This is a genomic window from Acinetobacter sp. T63, from assembly GCF_053852345.1.
Genome location: NZ_CM132659.1, coordinates 1,169,976 through 1,183,083, shown reverse-complemented (window position 1 = coordinate 1,183,083; position 13,108 = coordinate 1,169,976). Strand labels below are relative to the sequence as shown.

The window sequence follows — 13,108 nt, the reverse complement described above, 5'->3', positions numbered from 1 at the left end:
CACATTACCCCGCCATCCACAGCACATATTTTAGAAATATGCTTTTTCAACAAACATCCCTGCCATGACCTGACTTTATGCTGGCTTTCATGTAAAATCAGCCACAATTTTTGAATAACACTTTGTGAGTCATTTCATGGGTTTTAATTGTGGTATTGTAGGTCTGCCTAACGTTGGTAAATCGACTCTTTTCAACGCCTTAACCAAAGCTGCAATTGCTGCTGAAAACTTCCCGTTCTGTACCATTGAGCCAAACACCGGTATTGTGCCGGTGCCGGATGCGCGTTTAGACAAACTGGCGGCCATTGTAAACCCACAACGTGTCCTGCCGACCACCATGGAATTTGTGGATATCGCCGGTCTGGTTGCAGGTGCTTCAAAAGGTGAAGGTCTGGGTAACCAGTTCCTCGCCAACATCCGTGAAACTGACGCGATTGCCCACGTGGTGCGTTGTTTTGAAGATGAAAACGTCATTCATGTGAATGGTAAAATTGACCCGCTGGACGATATTGCCACCATCAACACCGAGCTAGCGCTGGCCGACTTAGAAACGGTATCGAAAGCCGTGACCCGTTTAACCAAAACCGCCAAAGGCGGCGACAAAGAAGCAGTTGCGACCAAAGCCGTTTTAGAAAAAATCCTGCCATTACTGGATGAAGGCAAACCGGCACGTGCAGCCAATCTGGACGATGACGAACGTAAACTGATTCGTGGTTTTGGTTTATTAACCTTAAAACCCACCATGTATATTGCCAACGTGGCGGAAGATGGCTTTGAAAACAACCCGCACTTAGATGCAGTACGTGAACTGGCAGCAGCTGAAAATGCGATTGTAGTACCACTCTGCAACCAGATTGAAGCTGAAATTTCATTGTTAGAAGATGATGAACGTGCTGAATTCTTAGAAGCGATGGGTATGGAAGAACCTGGTCTGAACGTGGTTATCCGCGCAGGTTATGGCTTACTCGGTCTGCAAACTTACTTCACTGCCGGTGTGCAGGAAGTACGTGCCTGGACGGTGAAAGTCGGTGCAACCGCTCCACAAGCAGCGGGTGTAATTCACACTGACTTCGAAAAAGGATTTATCCGTGCTGAATGTGTGGCCTATGATGATTTCGTACAATACAACGGCGAAGCCGGTGCCAAAGAAGCAGGTAAATGGCGTTTAGAAGGTAAAACTTACATCGTACAAGATGGTGATGTTTTACACTTCCGTTTTAACGTGTAATCGCCTGATATCAGTGAAAAACCCTCAAATATTTGAGGGTTTTTTTATACTCTTTTTTAAGGATTAATCTTTAACTCACCACAATTTGGGCAAGAAAATTAATCAATCAGCGAACCGATCTTGATATCTTCTTTGATTTACTGAGATGTTATTGAATTCCCTACGCTTTCCAGTTCTCGAAAGCGCTTGATTTCAGTGCACTCAAGCGCACCATAACCGTTCAGCACCGTGAAAGATGCGCCAATATCTTGCAGACTAATTGTGTAATGTAATCGCTATTCTGATTGCAAAGATCAATTTAATACGGCGGCGCCATTAAAAAAGCGGAGCCAGAACTCCGCTTATTGATGCTTCAGGATGCTGTCGCAATCGCATTGCCTTTTTGTTTGGGATCGGTATTGCCCAGTTCCGGATGGGCAATCGCATCGGCACATTGCTGTTTATCGCGTTCATAATCGGCCTGTTTCTGGCTTACCGTTGCGCTACTTTCCAAAGTGGCACGCGCCCAGATTTCCAGACTGGTGAGTGCTTTACGGCATAAGGCATATTTTCCTTCGGTGACTGAATCGGTCATTTTGACGTTAATGCGCCATTCGGTGCTTAACTGGCGCGCCGGTTTGCGTACATTATCTTCAATTAAATTGCGCTGTTTGCGATAAACATAAGGTTCCACCTCATTCATCAGCTTCCAGGCCGCTTCTGCATACGCCGTTGCATCATTGGTCAGTTTCGGTGCAGGTTTAATTTCCGGCTTTTCACCGGACTGATCGCCCCCACAGGCCTGTAATAACAGGCTACTGCCCAGTACAGTTGCAACCACAAATTGACGTGTTTTGAACATCCACATATCTGGCTCGCTTCAACAAACATTTCGGCACTATGCTAGTGAATTCGGGTACAATACACAATCATCATTTGACTCCTTGTTCAACTCTCCTTCAGGTGTGTCGTGTCTGAACACAAAACGCTTTCCACACAGCCAGCCGGTTTTTGGCAAGGCGCTAAAGATAGCCAAGCCATTATTTTTACTTATCTCCCCGTTTCTTTTGCATTTGGCGTTTCGGCGACCCAATTCGGTTTTAGCGCCTGGGAAGCCCTGTTTTTATCCTGCACCATGTATGCCGGTGCCAGCCAGTTTCTGGTGGTGGCCCTGTTAGGCAGCGGCACCTCCATCTGGATGACCGCCCTGACTGTCATTGCACTGGATATTCGCCATCTGCTCTATGGCCCGGCCCTAACCAACCTGATTCAGGACCGGCTCAATTTAAAGAAAACCGCGATCTGGGCCTGGGGCCTGACCGATGAAGTCTTTGCTTCCGGCATGATCAAGCTGTCGCAGCGCCGGCAACAATGGTCGGAATCCTGGATGCTGGGTTTAAGTCTGTTTAGCTGGATGTCATGGGCGCTCGGTTCTTTACTGGGCGGTCTGTTTGCCGATCAGGTCAGTAAACTGCCGCAGTTTTTACAAGCCGCACTGGATTTCCTGTTACCGGCCCTGTTCCTGAGCTTCCTGCTGGCCGCCTTTGAGAAAAAACATACCTTTGTGGTCAGTGTGACTTTGGTGGTATCAGCTATCGCCTGCTATTTCATTGACCTGTCCGCGGCCATCTTTATTGGTATTTTATCGGGCATTTTTGCAGGTCTGTTCAAACACTATGTCTTAAAACAACCGGATGATGCATACGCAGGAGGCTCACATGAATCTTGAAATTATTCTGGTCGGGATTGTGGTCGGCATCGCCAATTTTGCTTCACGCTTTGGACCGTTTTTTGTGATTCAGAAGTTTCAGCAGGACTCACAAAAACGGGGTGCCCTCTGGCTAAAGATTGCTTTGGGTTCAATTGGTATTGCCGCAATCAGTTCAATGCTGGTGGTCGCGACCTTGCCACCGTTACTGGAAACGCCCAATAAAAGTTTTGCCATGCTGGTCGGATTTATAGTGCTGGCCGGGCTGTATTTTAAATACAAGAAAATTGTACCGGCCACCTTGACTGCGGCCGTGACCTATGGCCTGATTTATACCTATATTCCATTTTCCTTCTAGGTTTTGACTTCAACACCAGACCCATTGACGCAGTGCTGCAGTTGTGCTGCGTTTTCAACACTGTATTTCCTCTTGCCCACTGCGTCTAAAAATTGTTGGACAAAATCACGATTTTCTCCGAATCGGCACTAACATCGCGGTGCAGTTCTGCTATGCTAAAAGCCCATAAAATCAAGCATGGATGAATTACATGAGCGTGACGATTGGTACTCCTCTTCAAGCTTCGGCATTTAAAGTATTGCTATTGGGTTCAGGAGAATTGGGGAAAGAGGTGGTGATTTCTTTACAGCGTTTAGGTGTAGAAGTGCATGCCGCCGACCGATATGATCATGCCCCTGCCATGCAAGTGGCGCATCATGCCCATACCATTAATATGGCCGATCCTAACGCACTGAAACAGCTGATTGCTCAGGTGCAACCGCATCTGATTGTGCCGGAAATTGAAGCCATTGCCACAGAAGTGCTGCTGGATATTGAAGCGCAAAACGTTGCTACCGTGATTCCATCAGCCAAAGCAGTCAATCTGACCATGAACCGCGAAGGCATCCGCCGTCTAGCTGCAGAAGAACTGGGACTGCCAACCTCTGCCTACCGTTTTGCCGACTCTCTGGAAAGCTTCCGCGCAGCCTGTGATGATATTGGCTATCCAAACTTTGTGAAGCCGGTGATGTCCTCCTCAGGCAAAGGCCAATCCCGGGTAAAAAGCTTTGATGAAGTCGATGCCGCCTGGGACTATGCGCAAACCGGTGGCCGTGTGAATCAGGGCACCGTGATTGTTGAATCGCAGATTGATTTTGATTTTGAAATTACCCTACTCACGGTACGCTCTAAACATCCAGAAACTGGTGAAATTGAAACCTCATTCTGCGACCCGATTGGCCATCGTCAGGATGCCGGTGATTATGTGGAAAGCTGGCAGCCACAACCAATGAGCAGCCAGGCCTTAGCAGAAGCCAAACGTATTGCCCACAAGGTTACCAGCGCACTTGGCGGCTGCGGTATTTTTGGGGTAGAACTGTTTGTCAAAGGCGATCAAGTGTGGTTTAGTGAAGTGTCACCTCGTCCACACGATACCGGTTTAGTCACGTTGGCCTCACAATACCAGAGTGAATTCGAATTACATGCCCGTGCGATTCTCGGCTTGCCAGTGAACACGGCGCGTCATAGTGTGGCTGCCAGTGCAGTGATTTATGCCGGTGTGGATGACCAGAACCTGTCATTTTCTGGCTTGAATCTTGCTTTAGCTCACCCGGATACTGATTTACGTCTGTTTGGCAAACCGGAAGGCTTCAAGCGTCGCCGCATGGGTGTGGCCACCGCCCGCGCAGAAACCACTGAGCAGGCACGTGAGCTGGCTTACGCTACTGCACAAAACGTCAGTGTCAATCAAAACTAGTCGCACAACACGGAACGCTGTTCATGATCAACACCTTACCCTTGCTGAATTACGTAAAAAGTAACCATGACATTCAGGCCATTAATCAGTGGCGAAGTGATGTTGAACATCAGCTGGGGGAATGTTTTGAAAATGGACATTCGATCCGTGACATTATTCTGGCGCGCTCCAATTTTATTGATGAGGCGCTAAAATTCCTGTGGCAACATGCCGGACTGGACCAGACCGATTTAGGCCTGTTTGCGGTGGGCGGTTATGGCCGCCGCGAAATGTTGCCCTATTCCGATGTCGACATCATGATCCTGTCAGAAGATGAAATCTCGCCGGAACAGGAAAAGCTGATTTCAACTTTTATTTCATCGCTGTGGGATGTCGGTAATTTCAAACCCGGCATTAGCGTGCGTACCATTCAGGATTGCGTGATTCAGGCCACCAATGACCTGACTGTGGCCACCGCTTTAATTGAAGCACGACTGATTATTGGCAATGAACATCTGGCCAAATGGCCACGCCGGATTGTATCGCAAACCTGGACCGATAAAACCTTTTTTGATGCCAAGATGGAAGAGCAAGCCAAACGCTATGCTCAGCACAACCATACCGAAAGCAATTTAGAGCCGGATATTAAAACTGCACCGGGTGGCATCCGCGATATTAACCAGATTGGCTGGATTGCCAAACGGCATTTCCGTGTCAACCGTATTTATGATCTGGTGCATCTGGGTTTTATTTCCGAGTTTGAGCTGGGCGTGCTGGAAGAGGCTGAAAGTTTCCTCTGGGAAATTCGCCATTATTTGCACCTGCTGACCAAACGCGATGAAAACCGCCTGCTGTTTGATTATCAGCGTGATATTGCAGCCAAGTTCGGCTATGTCCGTGAAGAAGGCAAATCACCCAATTATCCGATTGAACAGTTCATGAAGCGTTATTACCGCACCGCGCAGCAGGTGTCGACGCTAAATGAAATGTTACTGGCCTATTTTAATGAATCGGTGATTACCCCGCGCCTGCCGCAATATGAACGCCAGATTGAAGAAATTAATGAAAACTTCAAACTGGTCGATGGCAAACTGGCGGTGCAGCATCACAAGATTTTTTCTGAAAAGCCCAGTGCGATTCTGGAAATTTTCTATCTGCTGGCCAATCGTCCTGAAATTACCGGGATTCGTGCCCGCACCTTACGCCTGCTGACCCTGGCTGCCAAACGGATTGACCGCGATTTTCGTGATAATCCAGTCCATCAGGCGCTGTTTATGGCGATTTTACGCTCGCCGTACCGTTTATATGACACCATGGTGGCAATGAAACGCTATGGTGTATTGGGCAACTATATTCCGGCTTTCGGGCAAATTACCGGCCTGATGCAATATGACCTGTTCCATATTTATACCGTCGATGCGCACACCCTGCTGCTGATTCGCAACCTGAACCGCTTTAAAGAACCGGAATTTGCCAAAGATTTTCCGGTGGTCAGCTCGGTGTTCCAGCGTCTGGCGCGTCGTGACATTGTCTATCTGGCCGCAATTTTCCATGACATTGCCAAAGGTCGTGGTGGCGATCATAGTGAACTTGGCGCCGCCGATGCGATTGCCTTCTGCCGCACGCATGGCTTTACCGAACGTGAATGCAATCTGGTGGCCTGGCTGGTGCAAAACCACCTGCTGATGTCGGTCACTGCACAGAAAAAAGATATTTCCGATCCGGATGTGGTCAAAGCTTTCGCCGAACTGATGGGCGATATGGAACATCTGGATTATCTGTATACCCTAACTGTGGCCGATATTAACGCCACCAATCCAACCTTATGGAACACCTGGCGCGCCTCGCTGATGCGCCAGCTATACACCCATGCCCGTGATGTGATCCGTTCCGGCCTGGGTCGTCCGGTGGATTATCAGATGCTGATTGAAGACACCAAATTTGCGGCCAGCGAATTACTGGTCGAGGATTTCTCGCTGGAAGAAGTGGAAAAAGTCTGGCAGGAACTAGGCGATGAATACTTCCTGAAAGAAACCGCCGATGAAATTGCCTGGCATACCCGTGCCATCTTGCAGCACAGTGATAATCCGGCACCGTTGGTACTGATGCGCGCGCATCGTAAATATGCGCAAGATGCGGTGCAAATCTTTATTTACACCCAAGATCAGCCGAACCTGTTTGCCACCACGGTGGCGATTTTAGACCGCATGAATCTGGATGTGCAGGACGCGCGGATTATTACCGCCACCAAAGCCTTTAGTTTAGATACTTATGTGGTGCTGGACCGTTTTGGCACCCTGTTAACCGATGCCGAGCGTCAGGACACCGTGATTCAATCACTGGTCACCGCATTAAGCCAGTCGGATAAATATCCGGGACTGATGCAGCGCCTGATTCCGCGCCAGCTGCGCCATTTTGATATTGAAAATACTGTCGACATCAGCCTGAATGCCGCACTCAACCAGAACATGGTGGAAATTGCGACACTTGACCAGCCGGGCTTACTTGCCAAAGTCGGCGGCTTGTTTATGATGCAGGGGCTGGATATTCATTCTGCTAAAATTGCCACTCTAGGCGAACGTGCTGAAGATATTTTCTTTGTCACCAAAAAAGATGGCGCGCCCATGAATGCAGAAGAAGCCAAAAGCTTTGCGGCCAAATTAAAGGCAGCACTTGATGAAGCCTCAAATCAGGTGTGCCAACATTAACATCAACCTATCGGTAACGATTACATGAACTCAAGTTTGTCTTTATTGCACCCTTATCCATTTGAAAAGTTAAACCGACTTTTTCAGGATATACAACCGGCCGATTTACCGCTGATTCCCCTCTCGATTGGAGAACCGAAGCACCCGGCACCGGAATTTGTAAAACAGGCCATTATTGACAACTTCCAGCATTTATCGACTTACCCGAACAGCAAGGGTCTGCCTGAATTACGCCACAGCATTGCCCAGTGGCTAAGTCGCCGTTTCAAGCTAAACAGCATCAGTGCAGATCACCATGTTTTACCGGTTTCAGGTACCCGTGAAGCGATCTTCTCTTTTGTACAGGCCTTGGTGAAACGTGAAGATGCACCGTATGTGGTGATGCCAAACCCGTTTTACCAGATTTATGAAGGCGCAACCTTGCTGGCTGGGGCCAAGCCGTATTTCATTAACTGTACCGAAGACAACCAGTATTTAGGTGACTTTGATGCCGTACCAGCCGAAGTCTGGGAAAAAACCGCCTTGCTATTTGTCTGTACGCCGGGCAACCCGACCGGTGCAGTACTGTCCCAAGACCAGTTTAAAAAGCTGATTGCACTGTCTGATCAATACGGTTTTGTGATTGCCTCAGATGAATGCTATTCAGAGCTGTGGTTTGATGAAGCCCCGACCGGTCTGCTCGAAGTCTGTGCCGAAATGGGCCGCGACGACTATAAAAACTGCGTGGTTTTCCATTCGCTGTCCAAGCGTTCCAATCTGCCGGGGATGCGTTCAGGCTTTGTTGCCGGCGATGCCGATTTACTGAAACCGTATTTGCAATACCGTACCTATCACGGTGCAGCCATGCCGGTACAGCATCAACTGGCCTCTATTGCGGCTTGGGATGATGAGCAGCACGTTGAAGACAACCGCGTGCAATACCGCGCCAAATTTGACTTGTTCCAAAGCGAGCTGGGGCAACTACTCCCTTTACAAAAACCGGATGCCGGTTTCTATTACTGGCTCAAAGTTGATAATGATGAAGCCTTTGCCAAAATGCTGATGGAAAAAGCGCATATTAAAGTGTTGCCGGGCCGGTATTTATCGCGTGAAACCGAGCAAGGTAATCCGGGTGAAAATCATGTCCGTTTAGCCTTGGTGGCCGATATCGCCCAGTGCGAACAGGTGATTCAACGCCTCAAAGCGATTTTGTAGGTGCTGATATTAAAAAATCCACTCTATTGAGTGGATTTTTCATTTTAGGCAGGACTAAACACTGTTTGCATGGATGAGGATCATCCCCAAAATTAAAGCTGATGCTGAAGTCGCTTGTCCTGTATTAACCTTGTAAAGCCTGTTCAATATCCTGTTCCAATGCATCCGGCTTGGTGGTTGGTGCATAGCGATTCAGCACTTTGCCATCTTTACCAATTAAAAACTTGGTAAAGTTCCACTTGATGCCGTTGCCCAAAATGCCTTTGCTGTTATTGGTTAAATAACGGAAAATTGCGTGTGCTTCCGGGCCTTTGACATCGACCTTGGCAAACATAGGAAAGCTGACCCCATAATTTTTCTGGCAAAAGGCCCCGATCTGCTCATTGGAACCGGGGTCTTGGCCACCAAACTGGTTACAGGGAAAGCCGAGCACCTCAAAGCCTTGGGGCTTGTATTTTTCATACAGCTTTTCCAGTCCGGCAAACTGCGGGGTAAAACCGCATTTGCTGGCGGTATTCACTACCAATAAAACCTTGCCTTCATAATCGGCAAATGATTTATTTTTCCCATCTAACAACTCAGCCTCAAACTGATAAATGTTGGTCATGGATAGGTTTCCTCATCACTTTTTTCTTGTGTTTTTAGTTCTAATGACGCCGAGTTGACGCAATAGCGCAAGCCGGTCGGTTGCGGTCCATCATCAAAAACATGGCCCAAATGTGCATCACAATGATGACAGACAATTTCAGTACGCACCATGCCATGCGACTGATCGTTATGTTCTTCCACAACCCCCGGGGCAATTGGACGGTAGAAACTTGGCCAGCCACTGCCGCTGTCGTATTTGGTGTCGGAAGAAAATAAGGCTTCTCCACAGCAACGGCACACATACACCCCATCCTGTTTGCTATTCCAGTATTTCCCTGTAAAGGCCGGTTCGGTTCCTTTTTGTCGTGTAATCCGAAACTCTTCTGGTGATAACTCTCTTTGCCATTCTCGGTCTGTTTTATTGAGTTTTCCCATCACTAACTCCTTTAAATCTTTGACATTCAATGTCATGCTTCAGTACTTCCATATTTACGCTAGAGCTTGCAAAATATCTAGCTAAATTTCAGTATAGATTGTGATAATTGCGTAATCTATTTTTTGCTAACAGAAACATATAATTGGATGGAATTATGTCCACAGGTAACACGACTCCTCGCGAAATTAAAAAATCCTCAAAACTCGAGCATGTATGCTACGACATTCGCGGACCTGTGTTACGAGCGGCCAATGAAATGGAAGAGGCCGGCCATAAAATTATTAAACTGAATATTGGTAACCCCGCCCCCTTCGGCTTTGAAGCCCCACAGGAAATTATTAACGATGTGGCGCTGAACCTGCCGAATGCAGTCGGTTATACCGACTCCAAAGGGATTTTCCCGGCACGTAAGGCTATTTGCCAGTATTATCAGCAAAAAGGCATTTTTGACCTGCACGTTAATGATGTCTATATCGGCAATGGTGTGTCTGAGCTAATCGTAATGGCCATGCAAGGCCTGCTGGATGATGGCGATGAAATGCTAATTCCAATGCCGGACTATCCACTGTGGACGGCGGCGGTTAATCTGTCGGGTGGTACGGCCATTCACTATAAATGTGATGAAGAAAACCACTGGTATCCAGATCTGGCCGATATGGAAAGCAAAATCACACCCAATACCCGCGGTATTGTGATTATTAACCCGAACAACCCGACCGGTGCAGTTTATCCACGTCATGTGCTGGAACAGATTGTCGCGCTGGCAAAAAAATATGATCTGATTTTATTTGCCGACGAAATTTACGACAAAATCGTGTATGACGGCATTGAGCATGTGTCGGTTGCAGCCCTGGCTGGTGATCAGCTGTGTATTTCATTCAACGGTTTATCTAAAGCCTACCGTATTGCCGGCTACCGTTCTGGCTGGATGGCCATTACTGGCGACCGTTCACGCGCAGCCGACTATATTGAAGGTCTGGACATGCTGGCCTCTATGCGTCTGTGTGCCAACCATCAGGCGCAATATGCGATTCAGACCGCGCTTGGTGGCTATCAGTCAATTAATGACCTGATCCGTCCGGGTGGCCGTCTGTATGAACAGCGCAATATTGCCTGGGAAATGCTGAACGAAATTCCGGGTGTGTCTTGCGTCAAGCCAGAAGGTGCAATGTACTGCTTCCCGAAACTGGACCCAAATATCTACGCCATTGAAGATGATGAAAAACTGATGCTGGATTTCCTGAAAGCCGAGAAAGTGCTACTGGTTCAAGGCACCGGCTTTAACTGGCCAACCCCAGATCATTTCCGTGTGGTGTTCCTGCCGGCTGAAAATGAATTACGTGAAGCGCTTAGCCGCTTGGGCCGTTTCCTGGCGAAAATCCGCTAAGCTGAAATACAATAAAAAAGCCGTGATCAATTCACGGCTTTTTTGTGCAAACGGGAAAAATTAAAGTGATTTCAGCGGATTGCCGTATTGCTGTAAATAGGCCTGCCCCAGCGCTTCCGAACCTTTAAAACTGAGATGATCATCATCCTGATTTCGGTACAGCGGCGTTCCCTCGACACTTAAATCACATTGCTGCGCATCACACAGCACCTTGGTCGGCTCGACCACAATCAGTTGTGGGTACTGCTGCTGCAATTCGCTCATCCACTGATAAATTGGTGCATTGCTCTGCTGGAATTCATCTGCCGACACCGCGCATTCACGCTCAATCCCCAGCCATTCACGGCGTAATGAACAATTGGCCTGATCCGGATCAATCACCGGAACATCCATCAGCATCACTACATACTCGCTGCTGGCCAGTGCACTATCCACCGCAGCCTGTAAACCGGCAAAATAACTGTCTAAATGATTCGCGACCTGACTGTCCTCTTCTGCGCTCGGATGCAGATCATGCCCGGCATCCAGATACTGGCTAAAGGCAGCTGACATCACCACAAACTGATAATGATGCTGTTTTAAATGCGCCTCAATTGCGTCATTGCGGGCTTGAAAGGCAGCCACTTCATGCTCACCACGGCCACGCTGGACACCCGGTAAATAAATAGTGGTGTCCTGAGTGCTGTCATAACCGTGCAGTCCAGCATCTTTGGCCCAGACATCCAGCAGTCCGGTATAACTGTTGGCATGTGAATCACCAATCAGCATAAAATCAATCTGCGGTTTTTCCACACCCAGCACACAGTCTTGCGGATTGGCCAGCGTTTCAGGATTGGGAAAGCTGTGACATTTCTGCCGGATGCCATGCGCAAACGAATTTAAGGCTGCCATCTGGTTTTGCACTTGCGGACTTAGGCGCTCCGGAAAACCCTGATGCTGGCTGACCAGCTGCGCCAGACCAATAAAACAGAGCGCCGGCGCCACAAAACCGCTCAGAATGACCTTGTAATTGGCAGCCATCACAAAACCTTTGCTCGGCTGTTCAATATAACGATAAGTCAGATAGGCCAGCGCGATACTAAGCAGCACCATGGCCAGCTGATAACCGGCATTAACCGGCAGCATATAGATACTGAACAGTACAATTACCGGCCAGTGCCATAAATATAAAGGATAGGAAATTTTGCCCATCCAGAGGCTAAAACGGTTGGTCAGTACCACATTCTGCGACTGCACGCTCTGGCCGATATAAATAATCAAGGCCGTTGCCAGACATGGAATCAGCGCCATTGCGCCCGGAAATGGTGTGGCATGATCCAACCACATTGCCGTGCCTAACAACAGCGCCAGACAACTCCAGACCAGCGTTTGTGCCAGCCATTTTGACCATTTTATTTGTGGCAAAAAGCAGATCAGCGCACCCAAGAGCAGTTCAAAGGCGCGGACCGGCATACTGTAATAGGCTTTCTCGGCATTCACGCTCAACTGCTGCTGCGCATACAGCAACGACATGAGAATAAAAGATCCGACCATCAACAGACCCCATTGCCGGTTACTTCTTTTCATAAAGCACAGCAGAATCAGCGGCCAGAAAATATAGAACTGCTCTTCAACGCCCAACGACCATAAATGCAGCAGCGGCACTTCATTGACACTCTGACTGAAGTAATCACCGACTTCACGCTGCATATAAATATTGGCCATCAGAAACGTGGCATAAAAGACACTGTCGAAATAACGACTCAGCTCATCGGGCAGCATCACCTGCCAGGCCACCAGACTCACCACACTGAGTACAGTAAAATAGGCCGGTGCCAAACGCACCACCCGCTTTTTATAAAAGCGACCAATTGAGAAAGTCTGGTTCTGGATTTCTTTGCTTAAAATCAAGGTAATTAAATAGCCCGAAATCACAAAGAAAATATCGACGCCAATATAACCACCGGGGAAAATAGACAGGCCAATATGATTAAAAATCACCAACAGGACGGCAATCGCTCTTAAACCGTCAATATCGGCGCGATAGGCAAAACTCATGAACGTGCAGGGGAAAATTGAAACGTGGCTTATTGTAGACCTTTTCAGTCAAAGATCAATTTTGGATACACAGCGACGACAACATCGCTTTCAGGCTATACTGGGCATTA

At 48.1% G+C, this 13,108-nt stretch carries 11 protein-coding genes; 7 read left to right on the top strand and 4 right to left on the bottom strand.

The window, feature by feature from the left end; translation table 11 throughout:
- Positions 1-136: 136 nt before the first annotated feature.
- On the top strand, positions 137-1,228 hold the full coding sequence (gene ychF / locus ACVLR6_RS05680) for a redox-regulated ATPase YchF (RefSeq protein WP_005177206.1): 1,092 nt from the start codon (positions 137-139) through the stop codon (positions 1,226-1,228).
- Positions 1,229-1,580: 352 nt separating this feature from the next.
- Here the strand turns inward: ychF and ACVLR6_RS05675 are convergent, their stop codons facing one another.
- Positions 1,581-2,075, bottom strand: coding sequence for a hypothetical protein (locus ACVLR6_RS05675; RefSeq protein WP_005177204.1), 495 nt, complete (start codon positions 2,073-2,075; stop codon positions 1,581-1,583).
- Between the two features lie 102 nt (positions 2,076-2,177).
- Between ACVLR6_RS05675 and ACVLR6_RS05670 the strand changes: the two genes are divergently transcribed.
- From ACVLR6_RS05670 to dapC, 5 genes are all read left to right on the top strand, one after another.
- Positions 2,178-2,936, top strand: a complete 759-nt coding sequence (locus ACVLR6_RS05670) for an AzlC family ABC transporter permease (protein WP_045795021.1) — start codon at positions 2,178-2,180, stop codon at positions 2,934-2,936.
- Positions 2,926-3,273 carry an L-valine transporter subunit YgaH gene (gene ygaH / locus ACVLR6_RS05665; protein ID WP_104472645.1) on the top strand — a complete coding sequence of 116 codons (348 nt, stop codon included), beginning with the start codon at positions 2,926-2,928 and terminating at the stop codon, positions 3,271-3,273. Before ACVLR6_RS05670 ends, ygaH begins: the two co-directional genes overlap by 11 nt.
- 190 nt (positions 3,274-3,463) lie before the next feature.
- Entirely contained in the window at positions 3,464-4,669 is a 1,206-nt protein-coding gene (purT, locus tag ACVLR6_RS05660; RefSeq protein WP_104472646.1) for a formate-dependent phosphoribosylglycinamide formyltransferase, read from the top strand.
- Positions 4,670-4,692: 23 nt separating this feature from the next.
- Entirely contained in the window at positions 4,693-7,356 is a 2,664-nt protein-coding gene (gene glnD, locus ACVLR6_RS05655) for a [protein-PII] uridylyltransferase (RefSeq protein ID WP_005177196.1), read from the top strand.
- Between the two features lie 24 nt (positions 7,357-7,380).
- Complete coding sequence (dapC, locus tag ACVLR6_RS05650; RefSeq protein ID WP_168405168.1) at positions 7,381-8,550, top strand: succinyldiaminopimelate transaminase; 1,170 nt, start codon at positions 7,381-7,383, stop codon at positions 8,548-8,550.
- Between the two features lie 124 nt (positions 8,551-8,674).
- Here dapC and ACVLR6_RS05645 read toward each other — a convergent pair whose 3' ends face one another.
- Both ACVLR6_RS05645 and msrB read right to left on the bottom strand, forming a co-directional pair.
- Entirely contained in the window at positions 8,675-9,157 is a 483-nt protein-coding gene (locus ACVLR6_RS05645) for a glutathione peroxidase (RefSeq protein ID WP_104469920.1), read from the bottom strand.
- Positions 9,154-9,573, bottom strand: a complete 420-nt coding sequence (gene msrB, locus ACVLR6_RS05640) for a peptide-methionine (R)-S-oxide reductase MsrB (protein WP_005177175.1) — start codon at positions 9,571-9,573, stop codon at positions 9,154-9,156. Before msrB ends, ACVLR6_RS05645 begins: the two co-directional genes overlap by 4 nt.
- Positions 9,574-9,728: 155 nt before the next feature.
- Between msrB and ACVLR6_RS05635 the strand changes: the two genes are divergently transcribed.
- Positions 9,729-10,961: a pyridoxal phosphate-dependent aminotransferase gene (locus ACVLR6_RS05635; protein ID WP_455996005.1), complete on the top strand. Its 1,233-nt coding sequence runs from the start codon at positions 9,729-9,731 to the stop codon at positions 10,959-10,961.
- Positions 10,962-11,021: 60 nt separating this feature from the next.
- On the opposite strand, the gene ACVLR6_RS05630 is transcribed toward ACVLR6_RS05635, so the two are convergent.
- Positions 11,022-12,998, bottom strand: a complete 1,977-nt coding sequence (locus tag ACVLR6_RS05630) for an acyltransferase family protein (RefSeq protein WP_455996003.1) — start codon at positions 12,996-12,998, stop codon at positions 11,022-11,024.
- Between the last annotated feature and the right edge of the window lie 110 nt (positions 12,999-13,108).